We start from the raw sequence: 19,243 nt of genomic DNA, 5'->3' as shown, positions 1-19,243 counted from the left end.
CGTTCAGCTCGTCGCCGTCCGCGGCGGCTTTCCACTGAGCGCCACCGCCATGGCCGAGATCAGCGGTTTCATGAAATAGGCCTCGCCCGCGGGCGTGATCGTCGGCGCAACGCCATGGGCATGCAGCTCCTCGGTGACCACAGGCCCCACGGAGGCGATCGGCGTGCGCGCCAGTCCCTGGCGCAGGCGGTCTTCGACGCCATGTGCCTTGGCGACGTCGAACAGCCGCCGCGGCTGGCCCGAACTCGTCAGCGCGATCGCATCGACATGGCCGGCGATCATCTCGTCGATCGCGGTGAGGATGTTCGCATCCGCCGCCTTGGCGTCATAGACATAGGGCAGCACCGGATCGACCTCGGCGCCCGCGGCCGCGATGGCGCCGATCAGCGCCGCATGATCCTTGTCGGGATAGAGCTGGAGGCCGAGCCGGTGGCCTTTGAGGTCGAAGCGCGCCAACAATTCGGCGACGCCTTCCGACGTCGGCTTCTCGGTCGTGACCTGCGGCTCGAGCCCGAGCTCGCGCAAGGCGCGGCCCGGCTTGGGGCCGCGGGTGAACTTGCGGGCCTTGCGAAGCGCCGCGATGAATTCGGTCTCGAGCCCGATTCTCCGCACCACCGTCATCAACCGCCGCAGACCTTCGCCGGTCATCAGCACGAGATCATCCAACGGCCGCTCGATGCAGCGGCGGATCCAGGCTTCGATCGGCACGGGGTCCGGCGCATCCTGGATCGTGAACATCGGACATTGCAGCACGTCGGCGCCTTGCTCGGCGAGCAGCCGCGAGAACTGCGCCTCCTCGCGGGTTTCCAGGATCAGGATGCGGTTGCCGGTCAGCCTGTCAGCCATGGCGATGCTCGAAGTTTGAGAGTTGATGTTTTGTTCATCCTGCCCCCGCGCCGAGCGTTGGCGCAAGGGCGTGGAGGGTGATAGAGCAGGGCCCGAACGGGCGCCAAGCCTGCCGCATCATTCATCCTCACATCATCCGCCCGGTACGTCATCGCCATGTCCGACCACCAGTATGTCCTGACCCTGTCCTGCCCGGATCGTCCCGGGATCGTCTCGGCCGTCTCCACCTTCCTCGCCCACAATGGCCAGAACATTCTCGATGCCCAGCAGTTCGGCGACTTCGAGACGGGTCACTTCTTCATGCGGGTGGTGTTCACGGCCGCCGATCTCGCCGTCAACCTGCCGGCGCTGCAGACCGGCTTCGCCGCGATCGCCGAGCGCTTTGCGATGGACTGGCAGATGCGCGACCGCGCCGGGCAGCGCCGGGTGATGCTGCTGGTGTCGAAGTTCGACCATTGTCTGGTCGACATCCTCTATCGCTGGCGCACCCGCGACCTCGCGATGATTCCGACCGCCATCGTCTCCAACCATCCGCGCGAGACCTATGCCGGGCTCGATTTCGGCGACATCCCGTTCCACCACATGCCGGTGACCAAGGACACCAAGCGCGACCAGGAGCAGGCGATCCTGAAGCTGGTCGATGAGACAAAGACCGATCTCGTCGTGCTGGCGCGCTACATGCAGATCCTGTCGGACGAGATGTCGGCGAGCCTATCGGGCCGCTGCATCAACATCCATCATTCGTTCCTGCCGGGCTTCAAGGGCGCAAAACCCTATCACCAGGCCTATGAGCGCGGCGTCAAGCTGATCGGCGCCACAGCTCACTACGTGACCCGGGATCTCGATGAGGGTCCGATCATCGACCAGGATGTCGAGCGCATCAGCCATCGCGACACGCCGGAGGACCTCGTGCGCAAGGGCCGCGACATCGAGCGGCGCGTGCTGGCGCGGGCGATCCGCTATCACCTCGAGGATCGCGTCATCCTCAACGGCCGCAAGACCGTCGTCTTCATGGATTGATGTCGCGACCGCGCGTCAGCGGCCGGGGACGGTCGCCTGCGCGTTGGCGTTCGACTGCGTCTCCTTGTCGCGTTCGGCGGCCGGCATCTGCCGCTGCCGCTCGCGCTCCTGCATGAAACGGTCGTATTCCGGGGTTCCTGGACGGGGCGGAGCACCGGCCGGCAGGCCGCCGGCCCATTGCGGCATCAGATCGCCCATCCCCGCGCCGACCTTCTCATTGATCGACGAGCAGCCGGCAAGGACCGGCCCGGCCACGGCCAGAAGCATTATCGCGGCCGGAAAAAGCCTGGTCCGGGTTCGGCATCTGGCCGGCATTGACAGGTGACCTTTCGTGCTGCGGGCGACCCGCGGCCCGGACCCTAACGATTTGCCATCAATTGGTAAAATTTGGCCGTTCGATGATATCGGTATTAATATACCAATCACGGATTGGTGGTCCGTTGCGGAAACCTACCGTTCACGAAGCCTCCCATGATCGCCATTGACAATGGGGTCCCGAGTCCGCAGCGATGCGCCCGCGATATCGTGAACGAGATCGCACGGTTAAGACAACAATGGCCGGGGGCTGCGGTCCTGATCCGACCAGGGAGGTAGTTTCAATGTTCGTGCGAAGCAAGACACTGACGCTCGCCAGTGCGGCTCTTGCCGCGGCTGCGCTCGCGTCCGGTGCGGCGCGGGCCGAAGACGCATTCAAGATCGGCTTGATCGTGCCGATGACCGGCGGCCAGGCGTCGACCGGCAAGCAGATCGACAATGCCATCAAGCTCTACATGCAGCAGAACGGCGACACCGTCGCCGGCAAGAAGATCCAGGTCATCCTCAAGGACGACGCCGCGCTGCCCGACAACACCAAGCGTCTGGCGCAGGAGCTGATCGTCAACGACAAGGTCAACGTGATCGCCGGCTTCGGCGTGACGCCGGCGGCCTTCGCCGCCGCGCCGCTTGCCACCCAGGGCAAGATTCCGGAAGTCGTCATGGCCGCCGGCACCTCCATCATCACCGAGAAGTCGCCGTACATCGTCCGCACCAGCTTCACCCTGCCGCAGTCCTCCACCATCATCGGCGACTGGGCGGTCAAGAACGGCATCAAGAAGGTCGCCACCCTGACCTCGGACTACGCGCCGGGCAACGACGCGCTGGCCTCGTTCAAGGAGCATTTCACCGCCGGCGGCGGCGAGATCGTCGAGGAAATCAAGGTTCCGCTGGCGAACCCCGACTTCGCTCCCTTCCTGCAGCGCATGAAGGACGCCAAGCCGGACGCCATGTTCGTGTTCGTGCCGGCCGGCCAGGGCGGCAACTTCATGAAGCAATATGCCGAGCGCGGCCTCGACAAGAGCGGCATCAAGGTGATCGGACCGGGTGACGTCACCGACGACGACCTGCTCAATGACATGGGCGACGCCGTGCTCGGCGCCGTCACCGCGCACATCTATTCGGCGGCGCATCCGTCGGCGAAGAACAAGGAGTTCGTCGCGGCCTACAAGAAGGCGTTCAACAGCCGTCCAGGCTTCATGGCAGTCGGTGGCTACGACGGCATCCATCTGATCTACGAGGCGCTGAAGAAGACCGGTGGCAAGACCGACGGCGATTCCCTGCTGGCGGCGATGAAGGGCATGGCCTGGGAGAGCCCGCGCGGCCCGATCTCGATCGATCCGGAGACGCGCGACATCGTCCAGAACGTCTATATCCGCAAGGTCGAGAAGGTCGACGGCGAGCTCTACAACGTCGAGTTCCAGACCTTCGACGCCGTCAAGGATCCGGGCAAGGCCAAGAAGTGACGCGATAGGCGTCATCTCAAGCGCGCACGGACCGTGCGCTCCCTCCCCCGCCTGCGGGGGAGGGCTGGGGTGGGGGCACCCCCACGGCACACGCGTCGTGTGGAGAGATTTCCCCCACCCGGATCACATCGTTCCGATGCGATCCGACCTCCCCCGCAAGCGGGAGAGGCGCAGACCGAGCAAGCGTTGTATGCATGCCCTTCGGATGAAGGGATGACCGGGGACTGAAACTCGACTCCATGACCGCCATCCTCACCAACCTGTTCGACGGCGTCGCTTACGGCATGCTGCTGTTCGTGCTGGCCTGCGGGCTCGCCGTGACGCTCGGCCTGATGAACTTCGTCAACCTCGCCCACGGCGCCTTCGCTATGGCCGGCGGCTATGTCTGCGCCGTGCTCGTCAACCGAATGGGATGGCCGTTCTTCGCAGCGCTGCCGCTGGCCTTCGTCGCGAGCGCCATGATCGGCGCGCTGCTGGAGCGGACACTCTATCAGCATCTCTATGCGCGCAGCCATCTCGACCAGGTGCTGTTCTCGATCGGACTCGTCTTCATGACGGTGGCCGCTGTCGACTACATCATGGGCTCCTCGCGAATCTTCATCAAGCTGCCGGACGTGCTGCAGGGCCAGTTCGACGTCTTCGGCGTCGGCATCGGCCGCTACCGGCTGATGATCATCGTGATATGCGGCCTGCTTACAGTGGGGCTGCAGCTGGTGCTCTCCAAGACGCGGTTCGGCAGCCGGCTGCGCGCCGCGGTCGATGATCCGCGCGCGGCGAGCGGCCTCGGCATCAACGTGCCGCAGGTGTTCGCCTTCACCTTTGCGTTCGGCTGCGGACTGGCCGGCCTCGGCGGCGCGCTCAGCGCCGAGATCCTCGGCCTCGATCCGTATTTCCCGCTCAAGTTCATGATCTACTTCCTGATTGTGGTCACCGTGGGCGGCTCGTCCTCGATCACCGGGCCGTTCCTGGCCTCGCTGCTGCTCGGCATCGGCGACGTTGCCGGCAAATATTACGTGCCGAAGCTTGGCCCTTTCGTCATCTACACCATCATGATCGTGATCCTGATCTGGCGCCCGAACGGTCTGTTCGGTCGCACGGCGACGCGGTGAGGATCGCATGACGACGAATGCACAAACCGAGGTCGGATTTCACGCCAGGCAGCACGGCCGCTGGCACTGGAGCGAGTTCGCCTTCTGGATCGTCGTGCTGGCGGTTGGCCTCGCGTTTCCATCGCGCTACCTGATCATGACCGAGATCCTGCGGCTGGCGCTGTTCGCGCTGTCGCTCGACTTGATCCTCGGCTACGCCGGCATCGTCTCGCTCGGGCACGCGGCCTTCTTCGGCGTCGGGGCCTATTGCGCGGGCCTGCTCTCGGTGCACGGCATCATCAACGAGCCGGTGCTGGCGCTGATCGTGGCGGGACTTGCCGCCACTGTGCTTGGCTTCGCCACCAGCTTCCTGGTCATCCGCGGTGTCGACCTGACGCGACTGATGGTGACGCTCGGCATCGCGCTCTTGATGGAGGCGCTGGCGGAGCGCTTTTCCAACATCACCGGCGGCACCGACGGTCTCCAGGGCATCGACATCCAGCCGATCTTCGGCGTGTTCGCCTTCGACATGTTCGGCAAGACCGGGTTCTTCTATGCGCTTGCGGTGCTGTTCGTGCTGTTTCTGCTGGCGCGGACGATCGTGCACTCGCCGTTCGGCCTGTCGCTGCGCGCGATCAAGAACAATCCGCTGCGGGCCGCCGCCGTCGGCATTCCCGTCAACAAACGCCTGATCGCGATCTACACGGTCGCGGCGTTCTATGCTGGCATTGCCGGGGCGCTGTTCACCCAGACCACGGCACTGGCCTCGCTCGACGTGTTCTCGTTCGAGCGCTCCGCAGACCTGGTGCTGATGCTGGTCATCGGCGGCTCCGGCTATCTCTATGGCGGGCTGATCGGCGCCGCCGTGTTCCGGATGCTGCAGGAGCTGTTCCAGTGGATCACGCCGCAATATTGGATGTTCTGGATCGGCCTCGTGCTCGTCGTCATCGTGCTGGTGGGCCGTCACCGCATCCACGCTTATGCGCTGTGGTTGCCCAACCTCATCCTGCGCCAGATCGCTGGCCGCAAGGCCGCGGTGGCCCTCACCGATAACGAGGCGCCATGACCTACGCATTGGAAACCCGCGGCCTCGACAAGCATTTCGGCGGCCTTCACGTCACCCGCGACCTGTCGCTGCAGATCGTGCCGGGCGCGCGCCACGCGCTGATCGGCCCGAATGGCGCCGGCAAGACCACCGTGATCAATCAACTGACCGGCGTGCTGGAGCCGAGCGCGGGCCGCATCCTGCTCGAAGGCCAGGACATCACCGACCTGCCGGTGCACAAGCGCGTGCTGCGCGGCCTGTCGCGCACCTTCCAGATCAATCAGCTCTATCCGGACCTGACGCCGCTGGAGACCATCGGGCTTGCCGTGTCCGAGCGCCTCGGCGGCGGCGGCAATTGGTGGCGGCGCATGGGCACGCGCGACGACATCAATGCCGAGATCGCCGAGACGCTGGAGAGCTTCCGCCTGCTCGACGTGATGAATGATCGTACCTCGACCTTACCCTATGGCAAGCAGCGCCTGCTCGAGATCGCCGTCGCGATCGCCGCCAAGCCCCGCGTGCTGCTGCTCGACGAGCCCGCCGCCGGCGTGCCCGAGGGAGAGCGCAAGGACATTCTCGCCGCCGTCGCCGCGCTGCCGCGCGACGTGACGGTGCTGCTGATCGAGCACGACATGGATCTCGTCTTTTCCTTCGCCGACCGCATCTCGGTCCTGGTCTCCGGCGCTCTGCTGGTCGAAGGCACGCCCGACGAGGTCGCGCGCGATCCGCAGGTCAAGGCGGTCTATCTCGGCGAGGCTGCGTGATGACCGATCTGCTCACGATTGAAAATCTTCGCGCCGGCTACGGCCAGGCGGTCGTGCTGCCGAACATGTCGCTCAAGCTGCCTGAGGGCCAAGTGCTGGCGCTGCTCGGCCGCAACGGCACTGGCAAGACCACGCTGATCAATTCCATCGTTGGCGTCACCCGCCGCTTCTCCGGCAAGCTGGCCTTGGCGGGCACCGACATCACGAGCCTGCGCGCCGATCAGCGCGCCCGTGCCGGCATCGGTTGGGTGCCGCAGGAGCGCAACATCTTCCGCTCGCTCACGGTGGAGGAAAACATGACCGCGGTGGCGCAGCCCGGCCCCTGGACGGTCGAGCGCGTCTACCAGATGTTTCCGCGGCTGAAGGAGCGCCGCAACAATTTCGGCAACCAGCTGTCGGGCGGCGAGCAGCAGATGCTGGCGATCGGCCGCGCGCTGACCCTGAACCCGAAGGTGCTGCTGCTGGATGAGCCGACCGAGGGCCTGGCGCCGATCATCGTCGAGGAGCTGCTGGCCGCGATCGGCACCATCAGCCGGGCCGGCGGGCTGTGCTCTGTTATCGTCGAGCAGCACGCGCAGAAGCTGCTCGCGCTGGCCGATCGTGTCGTCATCCTGGAGCGCGGCACTATCGTGCATGATGCCCCGTCCAGCGCGCTGAAGGCCGATCCGGCGCCGCTTGAGCGGCATCTGGGGGTTGCGAGCGCGGCGGCGCATTGACCCGATCAACCGGCTCGACGGCAGCCGGGCAGCGTCATCTTCGGTTGCAGTTGTGATATGGTTCACGCACGCGGTGCGGGGGTCGATTGCGGTGTGCCGCGCCGCCTCTGCCACATTGGTATGCAGGATTCGCCATCGCAGGGAACGATCGTGAAGCGCCGACAAAGGGCAACCCGGCCCTTCCGCCTCGGCCCACCCGGAGACGGTCGCAAAATCACCCCTGGATGATTTCTGGCAGCCCAGGCGAGCGGTGTGGCTGGGGACCGGGCCAAGCTCCCCGTTCCAACGGAATTGTATACCGATCGGATACGGGGTAGGGGATGGACCCGTCCATGACGCTTTGCCCGGATCGCACGCCAAGGCAGATCGCAATCGGCCCAACAAGTCTATCCAACGAATCGACGCCTTCCAAGGAGTGAGCACATGCAACGCACCAAGCCCCCATTCCGCGCCGACGAAGTCGGCAGCCTCTTGCGGCCCCAGAAGATCAAGGAAGCCCGCGCCAAACTCGAGAAGGGCGAGATCTCGGCCGACGATCTCCGAAAGATCGAGGACATGGAGATCGAGAAGGTCGTGCACCGCCAGGCCTCGACCGGCCTGAAGCTTGCGACCGATGGCGAGTTCCGCCGCTCCTGGTGGCATTTCGACTTCCTCGCCAAGCTGACTGGCTGCGAGCTGTTCCATCCCGACACCGGCATCCAGTTCACGGGCGTGCAGACCCGTCATGACGCGGTGCGCGTGATCAGCAAGCTCGACTTCCCGACCGATCATCCGATGCTCGACCATTTCCGCTTCCTGAAGAAGCACGCCGACACTGCGCATGTGACGGCGAAGATGACGATCCCGTCACCGGCCGTGCTGCACTTCCGTGGCGGCCGCAAGTCGATCTCCAAGGACGTCTATCCCGATCTCGACGCCTTCTACGAGGATCTCGGCAAGACCTATCGCAAGGCCGTCAAGGCGTTCTACGACGCCGGCTGCCGCTATCTGCAGTTCGATGACACCGTGTGGGCCTATCTGTGCTCGCAGGACGAATTGCAGAAGGCCAGGGAGCGTGGCGACAATCCCGATGGCCTGCAGCAGATCTATTCGCGCATCATCAACTACGCGATCGCCGAGCGGCCCGCCGACATGACGATCACGACCCACGTCTGCCGCGGCAATTTCCGCTCGACCTGGATCTCCTCGGGCGGCTACGAGCCGGTGGCCGAGACCATGCTCGCCAACACCAACTACGACGGCTACTTCCTGGAGTATGACAGCGAGCGCGCCGGCGGCTTCGAGCCGTTGCGCTTCCTGCCCAAGGGCAACAAGGTCGTCGTGGTCGGTCTCGTCACCTCGAAGGTCGGCGAACTCGAGAAGAAGGACGACATCAAGCGCCGCCTGGAGGAGGCCTCGAAGTTCGCCTCGCTCGACCAGCTCGCGCTGTCCCCGCAATGCGGCTTCGCCTCGACCGAGGAAGGCAACATCCTGTCCGAAGAAGAGCAGTGGGCCAAGCTGCGCCTCTGCGTCGAGCTCGCCGAGGAAATCTGGGGGAAGTAAGCCTGCGGACAGGAGCCCATTGAAGTCAGACCCGTACCTTACCCGGGGCGGCTGACTAAGACGGTCGCTTCGGAACAGGATCGCCGCGGCAAATGCGCGGCGATCCTTCTCGGCGATGGATGCAAGAGCCGCCATGTCCGTGACCTGATTTTGACGATTGCGATTTCAATAGGTCTGGCCGAGGTGGACTCATCAAGCCGCCCAAGCAATCCCGTCGGGTCTTGGCTCTGTTGCAAGAGGCCGATGATCTGCTGAATGGCTGGTAACGACCAGCACATTCAATGCATCTCGAAGGTCTCACTACGCGGCCCGGCGGCCCGCCTTCTTGGTGGTCTTCCGCTTCGGAGCCGTCTTAGGCGGAGCCGAGGTGAGCTTCACGCCGAGAGCGCGGAGCACTTTCAGGATGGTGGCGAACTCCGGGTTCCCGTCTTCACCAAGCGCCCGATAGAGCTGTTCGCGACGGATGCCGGTTGCCTTTGCGACTTCCGACATGCCGCGCGCCCGGGCAATTGTGTTGATCGCGGCGCGGATTTCATCAGCGGTGCCGTCCTCAAGCGCCGCGGCCAGAAACTCGGCTTGGGCCTCCGGCTCTGCAAGATATTCCGCGGCATCGAAGCGCGTTGTTGCCATTCGCTACCCCTCTCTCTCGGCCAGTTCTTGAGCGCGCCGGATATCGGAACGCTGGGTGCTCTTGTCACCACCGCAAAGCAGGATCACCAAGACGTTGCCTTTCTGGCGAAAATCGACCCGATAGCCGGGGCCGTAATCGATCCGCATTTCGGAGACGCCCCCACCAACGGGCTTGCTGTCCCCGAGGTTGCCACCTTCAGCACGGGCAATGCGGGCAGCAATACGTGCCTTTGCTCTCGCATCTCGCAGACCAAGAAGCCATTCCTTGAATTCGCTGGTCTGCCGGATTTGGACATGAAAGAGTGTATCTTAAAAGGTACAGAGGCGCAAGGGTGCGAGAGCGAGGCGCGCCGGCAATGCCCTCCTGCCCGAGCGCTGGGCTCGGCGGTCTTGCGATCAAGGTTGGGCGGCCGGAGCAATCCGCCCCGTTTCGTTTTTGCGTAGCAGTGCGCGACGAATCAGCCGCTGCGCTGGCGCCTCGAACCCGCGATAGGTGACGTACGCCGCCGACAGGGTCAGCGCCATGAAGCCAATCCAGAACGACTGGCTGCCGTATGGAATTGCTCGTCCTAAAAAGCCAAAAACCAGTGCGATCGCAAGCTGGATCGGGAAGTGCAGCAGATAGCAGGAATAGGTCATGTTGCCGGCGGCCTGCAGCAGGTTCTCGATGCGCCGCGGCAGGGCGATCGGCCTCGCGCAGGCGAACAACAGGATCGGCGTGGTGACCAGCAGCAGAGCTGCGGCCCGCTCGGCCAGCTCAATGCCGGAGATCCAGAGAGCGACGGGAATTCCGACAGCCGCGCTCAAAGCGAGGGCCTCGAGCTTCGGCCGATACCAGGCATCGGCGACGCTCTGCCGCGCCATGGCGGCCAGTCCGCCGGCATAGAAGAACACGAAACACTTGCCGACCAGTGTCCCGCTCGCGATGCCGGCCAGGATCATCGCCAGGTTCAACAGCGGTGATGTGGTGACGAAACGCAGCGCCAGGAAGAACACCGCATAGGCAAGGACCTCGATCGAGACCGACCAGATCGGGCCGTTGAAGCTGACCCCGGTCGGCGGCAGCCAGTCGCTCGCCATGAAAAGCTGGGCGACGAAATGAGCGAGATCGTTGCTCTGGTAGACGAAGAAGAAGCCGTGCTGCGCGACATAGAGGGCCTGCAACCCCGCGACCAGCAGCAGCGTTGCGAGATGCAGCGGATAGAGCCGCGACAGCCGGTTGACGAAGAAGGTCCAGCCATCGACCGTGCCGTCGGGGATGATCGCGCTGTACTTCCAGAAGAAGATGAAGCCAGAGATGCACCAGAAGATCACGACGCCGTATTCGCCGAGCTCATAGAACGGAAACAGGACATTGTAGAACGGCAGCTCGCTGCGGACGAGATCGACAGGGGCATCGGCGATGTAGGCGAAGTGCGGGTAGTGCCACAGCAGCACCGAGATCGTGGCGAGGAAACGCAGCAGCTCGAGCCCGAGCAGCTTGTGAGTCCCAGGCGATGTCGATGTGTGAGGCAGGGCCATGCGGTGATCGTTAACCGTCTCGACGGGATGTGCGGCCCAATCCTAGCCGGCGCGAAGTGAAGGATTGTTTTCGCTGCCTGCGGGGATCAGCGGCAGGCGAGCTCGGTTCCCTGCAGGATCGCCTGGTCCCAGGATCGATAGCCTGTGGCATTCAGATGGATGCCTTCGAGCGTGAACGGCGACTCCATCGGCGGCAGGGGCAGGAAGGTTGCGCCGGTGCGCCTCGCGAGGTCCGGCAGTATGGCGCGATAGCCGCTGATGCTCGCCATGGCGGCCTTCTCCATGGCTGGCGTGAATGGCCCGCGCGCCTCGACGAGGGGAAACTCAGCGATGAAGATGCGCGTGGTGAGCTTTGACAGCTCGCGCAGCAGGGCCTCGTAGCGTCCAGCGAAGACCTCGCTGGAGTCGGGCTTGGCGGTCAGTGCATCGTTCACGCCGAGGGAGACGATGATCGCGAACGGCCGTTTCGGCCCGAGTGCGGGCTTGAGCCAGCCGGCGAGGTCGCTGCGCGTCCCGGCGCCGGCGAGACCGGCATTGACGACCGGATGCCCGCAGGCGCTGGCCGGCAGCGTCGCCGCCTCGACGATGCTGTCGCCAAGCACGACGATCGGATCATCGGGGCGCGCCAGCAGGTTGTAGTGGACGATGAGCTGGCGAACCGTCCGGTGGTCGCTGCCGGACGGCGCCGCAGAGCGGCGCACCAGCACGAACGTCGCGGCTGCCGCGGCAATCACCGCAAACAGCACAAAACCCAGTCGCGCCTGTGCCTTCGCTGCCATGTGGACGATTGGTGCCCTCGATCGGTGAGACCGTAGTGCAAATTCGCAAACGGAGCTCTAATTCGCCCGCGTCCAGGTCGAGGACCGGCAGACGATGCCGCCGAGCGCGCAGCCCGCGGTCGTCAAGGTGCCGCCCGACAGCGTCATCTTGGCATCGTAGGTCTTGCCGTCATCGGGATTGCTGTAGCTGCCGGCCCAGGCATTGGGTCCGGTCGGCTTCATGCCGGAGAACAGCCGCTGGCCGACCTTGGCCGGGGTGTCGGTGCCCTCCTTGATCCAGACCAGTGTGCCGCAGATGGCGCCGCCGCAGGGGGTGAACTTGACCTTGGAGGCACCGCTCTCGCGCAGCCAGACGCCGGTGACGTCGTCGGCGAGCGCCGGGCCTGCGGCCAGCGCGAGCGAGAACCCAAGTCCAAGGACAAAACGACCGATCATGCGTGCCTCCCTAATCCTTCGAGACGAGCTTGTTGCTGGCGGATCGTGTCGGCGATGCGGCGGGCCGACGGCGATACGCTTCGTCTCCATTGTTCAACAAGGATAGCAGGATTCGGACATGCTGCACCTCGCGACCGGGCGTGCCGATGTGGCGCGACAGCGGCGTATCCGGTGTTTCTGCGTCCGGAAGGTTCCGGGTTCGGGCTCTTTCCAATGGTGGGCAGATGGTGCTAGGAGGTTGGGCCATGGGCGCGCTGCCCACTCATGTTTCCCACCCCGCCGGATCGAATGAAGAACGACCAGCTGCTCGCCCAGATCACGGAGTTCTGCCGCCAGTCGGACATGGCGGAGTCGACGTTCGGCCGGCGCGCCGTCAACGACGGCAAGCTGGTGCAGCGGCTGCGCGAGGGCAAGCGCATCACCATCGACACGCTCGACCGCATCCAGGCCTATATCGCGGCATCCACCGGCACCCTGCCGCCGCCGCGGCTCGATGTCGTGCCCGAGAAGCGCGATCCCAAGAGCAATTTCCGCTTCTTCGAGAACCGCCAGAAATATCTCTTGTTCGTGCACACCTGCAGCGAGAAGCGGGTGGTGGCGGAACGGGTGGGGCTCGAGCTCGCCAGCATCCATCCGCGGCCGCCGGCACTGCGGCTGTTCGATGCCGGCGTCGGCGACGGCACCGTGCTGTCGAAGGTGCTGCGGACCATGCATGGCCGCTTTCCCCACATCCCGTTCTATGTCGCGGGCAAGGAGCTGAGCCTCGAGGACGTCCGGCTGACCTTGGAAAAGGTGCCGGACCGGCTGTTCGAGCACCCCGCCAGCGTGTTCGTGTTCACCAACATGAACTATGCCGAGGCGCCCTGGCTGACCCCGGCCTCGCCGTCGGTGGCGGCATCGATGATCTGGCACGAGGTCGTGCTGCAGGGCGATTCGTCGGGGGATTTCGAGACCCAGATCGCGGCGCTGAAGCCGTTCCTGGAGCAGAACTGGCGCGCCAACGTCTCCCAGCGCACGGGCATGCCGGTCTATGAGCGGCCGATCGCGCTGGTGCTCTACCGCGAGGATCACCGCTTCCTGCTCGACGGCATCATCCCGCGGGCCGGGCGGGTCGAGGCCAATTTCGACCTGATCATCGCCTCGCAGCCCTACCGGGCCCGTTCCTCGGTCAATTTCCGCGCCAAGCGCATCATCGCACCGCTGGCGAGGGCGCTGAAGCCGGGCGGGCGGCTGATCGGAATCCACTCCCATGGCGAGGATCCGGGCCTGGAGATCATCCAGGCGGTCTGGCCCGGAGAAAATCCTTTCTCGGTCAGCCGGCATGAGCTATTGCGCGCCGTCAAGTACGAGTTGGGGTCCAGTGGGCGGGACTTAAATTTTAACGCCTATGCGGACAATCGCTCGATTTTCAGGTATGAGATGGAGGCTCTGCCCAACGAGGTCACCGGTACCATCGGAACCTCGACGGCCTTTGCAGCCTGGAACGCGGCGGTGTATGTCGCGCAGATCGAGGAAGACCGCCTGACGGAGGTCGCACACTCGTCTCGTGCGCTCGACGCCGCCAGAGAGGTTCTGCGAAAGCACAACGGGCTGTGGTTCTACGACGAGTCCTACGTCATCTCGCGGCGTCGCGACTGACATTCCTTAGGGATCAATACAAACGACCGCCGTGGGCGGCGAAGAAGGGGTTGCTTGATGCGCGCGTCATATCTGTTCACCTCGGAGTCGGTGTCCGAAGGCCATCCGGACAAGGTTTGCGACCGTATTTCCGATGAGATCGTCGACCTGTTCTACCGCGAAGGGCCGAAGGCCGGCATCGACCCCTGGCAGATCCGCGCCGCGTGCGAGACGCTCGCCACCACCAACAAGGTCGTGATCGCCGGTGAGACCCGCGGCCCGGCTTCGGTTACCAACGAGCACATCGAGCACGTCGTCCGCGAGGCCATCAAGGACATTGGCTACGAGCAGGAAGGCTTCCACTGGAAGACCTGCGACATCGAGATCCTGCTGCATCCGCAGTCGGCCGACATTGCGCAGGGCGTCGACGCGCTGCAGCCGGGCGAAGTGAAGGAAGAGGGCGCCGGCGACCAGGGCATCATGTTCGGTTACGCTTGCAACGAGACGCCCGATTTGATGCCGGCGCCGATTTTCTACGCCCACAAGATCCTGCGCCTGATCTCGGAAGCCCGCCATTCGGGAGTTGAGAAGGTGCTGGGCCCGGACTCCAAGAGCCAGGTCACCGTGCGCTATGAGAATGGCAAGCCGGTGGGCGTGCGCGAGATCGTCGTCTCGCATCAGCATCTGGTCGAGGACATGACCTCGGCGCAGGTGCGCGAGCGGGTCGAGCCCTATGTGCGTGAGGCGCTGCCGAAGGACTGGATCACCAAGGACACGATCTGGCACATCAACCCGACCGGCAAGTTCTACATCGGCGGCCCCGATGGCGACACCGGCCTCACCGGCCGCAAGATCATCGTCGACACCTATGGCGGCGCGGCTCCGCATGGCGGCGGCGCCTTCTCCGGCAAGGATCCGACCAAGGTCGACCGCTCCGCGGCCTACGCCGCCCGCTACCTCGCCAAGAACATCGTCGCTTCCGGTCTCGCCGACCGCTGCACCCTGCAGCTCGCTTATGCCATCGGCGTGGCGCGGCCGCTGTCGATCTACATCGACACCCACGGCACCGGGAAGGTATCCGAGGACAAGCTCGAGAAGGCGGCGGCCGAGGTCATGAACCTTACCCCGCGCGGCATCCGCTCGCATCTCGACCTCAACCGCCCGATCTACGCGCGCACCGCGGCCTACGGCCATTTCGGCCGCACGCCGGACAACGAGGGCGGCTTCTCCTGGGAGAAGACCGACCTCGCCGAAGCGTTCAAGCGCGCGGTGTAGTTGTTAGGGCCGTCATTCCGGGGCAGCGCAATAGCGCTGAACCCGGAATCTCGAAGTGATGGATTCCGGGTTCGCGCTTACGCGCCCCGGAATGATGTTTTTTGACAAACAGGAACCCCACATGACCGCCAAGCCAGGTTTCACCGACTACATCGTCAAGGACATTTCGCTCGCCGAGTTCGGCCGCAAGGAGATCTCGCTCGCCGAGACCGAGATGCCCGGCCTGATGGCGACGCGTGAGGAGTATGGCCCGAAGCAGCCGCTGAAGGGCGCGCGCATTGCGGGCTCGCTGCACATGACCATCCAGACCGCGGTGCTGATCGAGACGCTGAAGGCGCTCGGCGCCGACATCCGCTGGGTCTCGTGCAACATCTACTCGACCCAGGACCACGCCGCCGCGGCGATCGCTGCCGCCGGCATTCCGGTGTTCGCCGTCAAGGGCGAGACGCTGGTCGACTACTGGGACTACACCGCCAAGCTGTTCGACTGGCATGGCGGCGGCCATCCCAACATGATCCTCGATGACGGCGGCGACGCCACCATGTACGTCCATCTCGGCCTGCGCGCCGAGAACGGCGACGCGGCGTTCCTCGACAAGCCTGCCTCCGAGGAGGAGGAGGTGTTCTTCGCGCTCTTGAAGAAGCAGCTCAAGGAGAAGCCGAAGGGCTATTTCGCCGAGATCGCCAAGTCGATCAAGGGCGTCTCGGAGGAGACCACCACGGGCGTGCACCGTCTCTACGACATGCAGAAGGCCGGCACGCTGCTGTGGCCCGCGATCAACGTCAACGACAGCGTCACCAAGTCGAAGTTCGACAACCTCTACGGCTGCCGCGAGTCGCTGGTCGACGGCATCCGCCGCGGCACCGACGTGATGATGTCGGGCAAGGTCGCGATGGTTGCGGGCTTCGGCGACGTCGGCAAGGGCTCGGCCGCCTCGCTGCGCCAGGCCGGCTGCCGCGTCATGGTGTCCGAGATCGATCCGATCTGCGCGCTGCAGGCGGCAATGGAGGGCTATGAGGTTGTGACGATGGAGGACGCCGCGCCGCGCGCCGACATCTTCGTCACCGCCACCGGCAACAAGGACATCATCACCATCGAGCACATGCGCGCGATGAAGGATCGCGCCATCGTCTGCAACATCGGCCACTTCGACAACGAGATCCAGGTCGCCTCGCTGAAGAACCTGAAGTGGACCAACATCAAGCCGCAGGTCGACGAGATCACCTTCCCCGACGGCAAGCGCATGATCCTGCTGTCCGAAGGCCGCCTGGTGAACCTCGGCAATGCGATGGGCCACCCGTCCTTCGTGATGTCGGCGTCCTTCACCAACCAGACCCTGGCGCAGATCGAGCTCTACGCCAACAACAAGGACGGCAAGTACAAGAAGGAAGTCTACGTGCTGCCGAAGTCGCTGGACGAGAAGGTGGCGATGCTGCACCTCGCCAAGATCGGCGTGAATCTCACCAAGCTGCGCCCCGACCAGGCCTCCTACATCGGCGTCAAGCCGGAAGGCCCGTTCAAGTCGGACCACTACCGCTACTGATAATCCGGCGCGACGCGCGGCGGAGATGGTGAAGGCCGGGGCATTGCCCCGGCCTTTTGTTTTGTCGTCATCGATGCTCCGAAGATGGGACGTCGTCATTGCGAGCGAAGCGAAGCAATCCAGGGTGTCGCGTGCGACTCTGGATTGCTTCGTCGCTTCGCTCCTCGCAATGACGGAGAGAGTGTGCGCTCTACGAAATCAACGAGATACTGCCACCTGCAGTGTACGTGACAATCACCCTGTCCGCCGCGAGGCCAGCGCCGACGCGCGCACCGCCTTCGTGCGCTTTGCCGCATGATGCTCCGGTCGCGCGGCGATCCGCTTGCCCTTCTTCGTCTCCGCCGCCGCCACCCTCACCGCAGGCGCGCGATGCTTGGCATATTCCTCGCCGTCGACCGGGCCGACATGTGGCGGGTCGCGATCGAGATAGGGCCGGCCGATGCCAAAGCTCTTGCCGTTGGCGTCGACCCATTTCCACAACTGCTCGGTCGCCACCCAGCGCTGCGCGCGCGTCGCGCCGTTGACGCTGACGATGTCGGCTGCGAGTCCATGGCCGTAGCCGCCGCGCAGGCTGCCGCCGTGATAGGAGCGGTTGGTCGCGGCCTTCAGCCCGCTCGCGATCTCCTGGCGATAATCGTCGCGGAAGCCGCTGGTGATGCCCGGCGCGAGACCCGCGGCCTCGGCGGCGTGCAAGGTGTGAAACAGCTTCAGCTTGAAGCCGCGGTCCATGCCGCCGATCACGTACTCCATCATGCTGCGGCCGACGCGCTCGGCCGCCTTCGGATCCTTCCAGGTGAAGTCATTGTCGACCAGCTTGGTGAAGCTGCGCGTCACCTTCACCATGCGCCCCTTGCGCTTGACCGTGACGACGCGGCGCTCGGTCTCGCGGATCTTGTCGAGCTTCGGCGCGCGCTCGTACAGCGCCCACAGATAGCGATCGATGCAGGCATCGATGGCTGGGCACTCGTCGAGGATCTCGATGCGGTCGGCGCTGGCGACGGTGGGCCGAGGCGGTTCGGTCGCTGCGCTGGGCGCGGCCTGTTCGTCCGCTGGCAGGACGGCCGATGGCGTGATCGACGCGGTCGTCAGCGCGGGCTCGGCTGCGGTCGGCTGCGGCGACGTCGCGATCGGCTCCGCGACGACGGGCGGCGTCGCCGCCTCGATCTCGGCGGCGGCCGCGGGCCATGCCGCCGCACAAGCTATCAGGACAACGGACCGACACAACGCACGCGTCGAAAGCTGCTGCGAGCTCATCATCCGGCCTCCCCAAAATCCGAGCCCCTGCTGGTGAGGGGCGGTCAGGCATCCGATACCTGCGATTGTTCGGCGCAAGACGGCCCGGCGCAATAACGCATCTCCGCGCCCGCGCAGCTTTTGCGAGAACTGTGGCCTGCGTGCAACGCTCGTGAGTTCCGGGTGTGGCGCGATTCGCCGCGAACGATCGTTCGGCGACGACAGATGATGGAGACCGCAGGGCCTCCGGCTGACGCCCTACGCCGTACTCGGCTGAGCCGGCCAGTCAGCTCGTGCGCGAGCTGCGCCGCAGCAGCTTCCGCCCTGTCAGCATGGCGCGGGCGAGATTCTCGCGCTGCAGGCGGCTCACCAGCACCACGCCGGCGACATGCAGCACCACCAGCGGGATCAGCAGATATGACGTCACCTCGTGGGTGTCCTCGACCCACCAGATGCCGAAGAAGCGCACGGTCACCTGCATCGCGCCGGTCACCACGGAGACGATGAGCAGAAGCAGCAGTGCGAGCTGCATCGCCGTGCCCGCAGGGTTCAGCCCGAGATAGCGTCCGGTCCTGCCGCGCCGCAGATTCCACAGATAAGCGGGCGTCGCGCGCAGCCGGGCGCCGATGCTGCGGAAGCGCGAATGGCGGGTGCCGATGATGCCCCAGATCAGGCGGAACGCAAGCAGTCCGAGGATCGCGTAGCCCGCGATCCGGTGCAGGCCGTCATGGACGTTCGGCGTCACCCAGGCGACGAGCACCAGCACGGCCAGCATCCAGTGCCACAGCCGCAGCGGCAGGTCCCAGACCCGTACTGTCTCGGCGGCGTCCCGGTGTTTCAGGCTGGCGCGGGGGGCTGTGCCGTGCATGGCTCTCACGTCAGGTCATCCAGCACGCTGGGCGACGCTTGCGCCAACTACTTGGCGATCGTGTGCTTCAGGCTGAGATCCTCCGGGCTGTAGAACAGCTCATACAGCTTGCCGCCCTTGACGCCGTAGACCTCGTAGCAGGTGCCCTCGACCTTCGAGCGGCGCACCTCGTAGCCCGCATCCTTCGCCTTGGCTTCCGCCTCGGCCGCCGGCTTCCACGACGCCTTGTCGAGCTTGGTGCAGTCCTTGTAGCCGTCCGCCAAGGCCGGCGAGATGGCGGCAAACGCGACAGCGAGCGCGGCCGCAATGGTCAGTCTCATCAATCCCTCCAATGAGCAAATACAAATACGATGCATCGTGGGATCAGTGGAGACGGCAACCGCCCCGATGTGTCAACGGAGCGGCGGCTGGAATTGCTCTTAGAGCTTTTCCAAATTCGCCAGGGCCGCGATTTTTCAGCCGAGAATCGCAGACGGTGTGATGCGCGACGTTACGTCTCGCTCGCGCTGCTCATCGCGACACTGTGGTCGTCTGGCGTCCGCT

At 64.8% G+C, this 19,243-nt stretch carries 20 protein-coding genes; 10 read left to right on the top strand and 10 right to left on the bottom strand.

Going from position 1 to position 19,243, the window contains the following annotated elements; translation table 11 throughout:
* Positions 1–3: 3 nt before the first annotated feature.
* Positions 4–846 (bottom strand): uroporphyrinogen-III synthase, encoded by an 843-nt coding sequence (locus QX126_RS18550; protein WP_315782795.1) that lies wholly within the window; start codon positions 844–846, stop codon positions 4–6.
* Positions 847–1,002: 156 nt separating this feature from the next.
* Here QX126_RS18550 and purU point away from each other — a divergent pair, with 156 nt between their 5' ends.
* Positions 1,003–1,866 carry a formyltetrahydrofolate deformylase gene (gene purU / locus QX126_RS18545; protein ID WP_315738990.1) on the top strand — a complete coding sequence of 288 codons (864 nt, stop codon included), beginning with the start codon at positions 1,003–1,005 and terminating at the stop codon, positions 1,864–1,866.
* A gap of 15 nt (positions 1,867–1,881) precedes the next feature.
* Here purU and QX126_RS18540 read toward each other — a convergent pair whose 3' ends face one another.
* Positions 1,882–2,121, bottom strand: coding sequence for a hypothetical protein (locus QX126_RS18540; protein WP_409999109.1), 240 nt, complete (start codon positions 2,119–2,121; stop codon positions 1,882–1,884).
* A 344-nt stretch (positions 2,122–2,465) separates the two neighbouring features.
* Here QX126_RS18540 and QX126_RS18535 point away from each other — a divergent pair, with 344 nt between their 5' ends.
* The 6 genes from QX126_RS18535 to QX126_RS18510 all read left to right on the top strand — a co-directional run bounded on the left by QX126_RS18535 (position 2,466) and on the right by QX126_RS18510 (position 8,799).
* Positions 2,466–3,644 carry an ABC transporter substrate-binding protein gene (locus tag QX126_RS18535; protein WP_315782791.1) on the top strand — a complete coding sequence of 393 codons (1,179 nt, stop codon included), beginning with the start codon at positions 2,466–2,468 and terminating at the stop codon, positions 3,642–3,644.
* 239 nt (positions 3,645–3,883) lie between these two features.
* Entirely contained in the window at positions 3,884–4,753 is an 870-nt protein-coding gene (locus QX126_RS18530; protein WP_315738988.1) for a branched-chain amino acid ABC transporter permease, read from the top strand.
* Between the two features lie 7 nt (positions 4,754–4,760).
* A complete protein-coding gene (locus tag QX126_RS18525) occupies positions 4,761–5,798 on the top strand; it encodes a branched-chain amino acid ABC transporter permease (RefSeq protein ID WP_315738987.1) in 1,038 nt (345 codons plus the stop codon).
* Positions 5,795–6,541: an ABC transporter ATP-binding protein gene (locus QX126_RS18520; protein WP_315738986.1), complete on the top strand. Its 747-nt coding sequence runs from the start codon at positions 5,795–5,797 to the stop codon at positions 6,539–6,541. The genes QX126_RS18525 and QX126_RS18520 overlap by 4 nt, the downstream gene beginning before the upstream one ends.
* Positions 6,541–7,257 carry an ABC transporter ATP-binding protein gene (locus QX126_RS18515; protein ID WP_315782789.1) on the top strand — a complete coding sequence of 239 codons (717 nt, stop codon included), beginning with the start codon at positions 6,541–6,543 and terminating at the stop codon, positions 7,255–7,257. Before QX126_RS18520 ends, QX126_RS18515 begins: the two co-directional genes overlap by 1 nt.
* Positions 7,258–7,680: 423 nt before the next feature.
* Positions 7,681–8,799: a cobalamin-independent methionine synthase II family protein gene (locus tag QX126_RS18510; RefSeq protein WP_315782787.1), complete on the top strand. Its 1,119-nt coding sequence runs from the start codon at positions 7,681–7,683 to the stop codon at positions 8,797–8,799.
* A 300-nt stretch (positions 8,800–9,099) separates the two neighbouring features.
* Here QX126_RS18510 and QX126_RS18505 read toward each other — a convergent pair whose 3' ends face one another.
* The 5 genes from QX126_RS18505 to QX126_RS18485 form a co-directional block, all read right to left on the bottom strand.
* Positions 9,100–9,429 carry an addiction module antidote protein gene (locus tag QX126_RS18505; RefSeq protein WP_315777077.1) on the bottom strand — a complete coding sequence of 110 codons (330 nt, stop codon included), beginning with the start codon at positions 9,427–9,429 and terminating at the stop codon, positions 9,100–9,102.
* Positions 9,430–9,432: 3 nt separating this feature from the next.
* Positions 9,433–9,717 (bottom strand): type II toxin-antitoxin system RelE/ParE family toxin, encoded by a 285-nt coding sequence (locus tag QX126_RS18500; RefSeq protein ID WP_315782892.1) that lies wholly within the window; start codon positions 9,715–9,717, stop codon positions 9,433–9,435.
* A gap of 108 nt (positions 9,718–9,825) precedes the next feature.
* The gene (locus tag QX126_RS18495) at positions 9,826–10,950 is read right to left on the bottom strand and encodes an acyltransferase (RefSeq protein ID WP_315782785.1); all 1,125 of its coding nucleotides are present in this window, start codon (positions 10,948–10,950) and stop codon (positions 9,826–9,828) included.
* Between the two features lie 86 nt (positions 10,951–11,036).
* Positions 11,037–11,729, bottom strand: a complete 693-nt coding sequence (locus QX126_RS18490) for an SGNH/GDSL hydrolase family protein (protein ID WP_315782783.1) — start codon at positions 11,727–11,729, stop codon at positions 11,037–11,039.
* 57 nt (positions 11,730–11,786) lie between these two features.
* Entirely contained in the window at positions 11,787–12,164 is a 378-nt protein-coding gene (locus QX126_RS18485; RefSeq protein WP_315738976.1) for a DUF2147 domain-containing protein, read from the bottom strand.
* A 288-nt stretch (positions 12,165–12,452) separates the two neighbouring features.
* Here QX126_RS18485 and QX126_RS18480 point away from each other — a divergent pair, with 288 nt between their 5' ends.
* From QX126_RS18480 to ahcY, 3 genes are all read left to right on the top strand, one after another.
* Positions 12,453–13,802, top strand: a complete 1,350-nt coding sequence (locus tag QX126_RS18480; RefSeq protein WP_315759151.1) for a hypothetical protein — start codon at positions 12,453–12,455, stop codon at positions 13,800–13,802.
* A 57-nt stretch (positions 13,803–13,859) separates the two neighbouring features.
* On the top strand, positions 13,860–15,056 hold the full coding sequence (gene metK, locus QX126_RS18475; RefSeq protein WP_315738974.1) for a methionine adenosyltransferase: 1,197 nt from the start codon (positions 13,860–13,862) through the stop codon (positions 15,054–15,056).
* Positions 15,057–15,177: 121 nt separating this feature from the next.
* Positions 15,178–16,599 carry an adenosylhomocysteinase gene (gene ahcY, locus QX126_RS18470; RefSeq protein WP_315759149.1) on the top strand — a complete coding sequence of 474 codons (1,422 nt, stop codon included), beginning with the start codon at positions 15,178–15,180 and terminating at the stop codon, positions 16,597–16,599.
* A gap of 234 nt (positions 16,600–16,833) precedes the next feature.
* Here the strand turns inward: ahcY and QX126_RS18465 are convergent, their stop codons facing one another.
* From QX126_RS18465 to QX126_RS18455, 3 genes are all read right to left on the bottom strand, one after another.
* On the bottom strand, positions 16,834–17,856 hold the full coding sequence (locus tag QX126_RS18465) for a hypothetical protein (RefSeq protein WP_315782781.1): 1,023 nt from the start codon (positions 17,854–17,856) through the stop codon (positions 16,834–16,836).
* 262 nt (positions 17,857–18,118) lie between these two features.
* The gene (locus QX126_RS18460; RefSeq protein ID WP_315782779.1) at positions 18,119–18,700 is read right to left on the bottom strand and encodes a cytochrome b/b6 domain-containing protein; all 582 of its coding nucleotides are present in this window, start codon (positions 18,698–18,700) and stop codon (positions 18,119–18,121) included.
* Positions 18,701–18,747: 47 nt separating this feature from the next.
* On the bottom strand, positions 18,748–19,020 hold the full coding sequence (locus tag QX126_RS18455; protein WP_315738971.1) for a PepSY domain-containing protein: 273 nt from the start codon (positions 19,018–19,020) through the stop codon (positions 18,748–18,750).
* Positions 19,021–19,243: the final 223 nt, after the last annotated feature.

It is taken from the genome of Bradyrhizobium sp. SZCCHNPS1003 (assembly GCF_032381555.1).
In the GTDB taxonomy this organism is placed as follows: Bacteria; Pseudomonadota; Alphaproteobacteria; order Rhizobiales; family Xanthobacteraceae; genus Bradyrhizobium.
This window is presented reverse-complemented; position numbering and strand designations above follow the sequence as displayed.

Bases quoted from the DNA above. Each gene is read 5' to 3' on its own strand.
- QX126_RS18550 (WP_315782795.1), bottom strand. From the start codon at position 846: ATGGCTGACAGGCTGACCGGCAACCGCATCCTGATCCTGGAAACCCGC.
- purU (WP_315738990.1), top strand. From the start codon at position 1,003: ATGTCCGACCACCAGTATGTCCTGACCCTGTCCTGCCCGGATCGTCCC.
- QX126_RS18535 (WP_315782791.1), top strand. From the start codon at position 2,466: ATGTTCGTGCGAAGCAAGACACTGACGCTCGCCAGTGCGGCTCTTGCC.
- QX126_RS18530 (WP_315738988.1), top strand. From the start codon at position 3,884: ATGACCGCCATCCTCACCAACCTGTTCGACGGCGTCGCTTACGGCATG.
- QX126_RS18525 (WP_315738987.1), top strand. From the start codon at position 4,761: ATGACGACGAATGCACAAACCGAGGTCGGATTTCACGCCAGGCAGCAC.
- QX126_RS18520 (WP_315738986.1), top strand. From the start codon at position 5,795: ATGACCTACGCATTGGAAACCCGCGGCCTCGACAAGCATTTCGGCGGC.
- QX126_RS18515 (WP_315782789.1), top strand. From the start codon at position 6,541: ATGACCGATCTGCTCACGATTGAAAATCTTCGCGCCGGCTACGGCCAG.
- QX126_RS18510 (WP_315782787.1), top strand. From the start codon at position 7,681: ATGCAACGCACCAAGCCCCCATTCCGCGCCGACGAAGTCGGCAGCCTC.
- QX126_RS18505 (WP_315777077.1), bottom strand. From the start codon at position 9,429: ATGGCAACAACGCGCTTCGATGCCGCGGAATATCTTGCAGAGCCGGAG.
- QX126_RS18495 (WP_315782785.1), bottom strand. From the start codon at position 10,950: ATGGCCCTGCCTCACACATCGACATCGCCTGGGACTCACAAGCTGCTC.
- QX126_RS18490 (WP_315782783.1), bottom strand. From the start codon at position 11,729: ATGGCAGCGAAGGCACAGGCGCGACTGGGTTTTGTGCTGTTTGCGGTG.
- QX126_RS18485 (WP_315738976.1), bottom strand. From the start codon at position 12,164: ATGATCGGTCGTTTTGTCCTTGGACTTGGGTTCTCGCTCGCGCTGGCC.
- QX126_RS18480 (WP_315759151.1), top strand. From the start codon at position 12,453: ATGAAGAACGACCAGCTGCTCGCCCAGATCACGGAGTTCTGCCGCCAG.
- metK (WP_315738974.1), top strand. From the start codon at position 13,860: ATGCGCGCGTCATATCTGTTCACCTCGGAGTCGGTGTCCGAAGGCCAT.
- ahcY (WP_315759149.1), top strand. From the start codon at position 15,178: ATGACCGCCAAGCCAGGTTTCACCGACTACATCGTCAAGGACATTTCG.
- QX126_RS18465 (WP_315782781.1), bottom strand. From the start codon at position 17,856: ATGATGAGCTCGCAGCAGCTTTCGACGCGTGCGTTGTGTCGGTCCGTT.
- QX126_RS18460 (WP_315782779.1), bottom strand. From the start codon at position 18,700: ATGCACGGCACAGCCCCCCGCGCCAGCCTGAAACACCGGGACGCCGCC.
- QX126_RS18455 (WP_315738971.1), bottom strand. From the start codon at position 19,020: ATGAGACTGACCATTGCGGCCGCGCTCGCTGTCGCGTTTGCCGCCATC.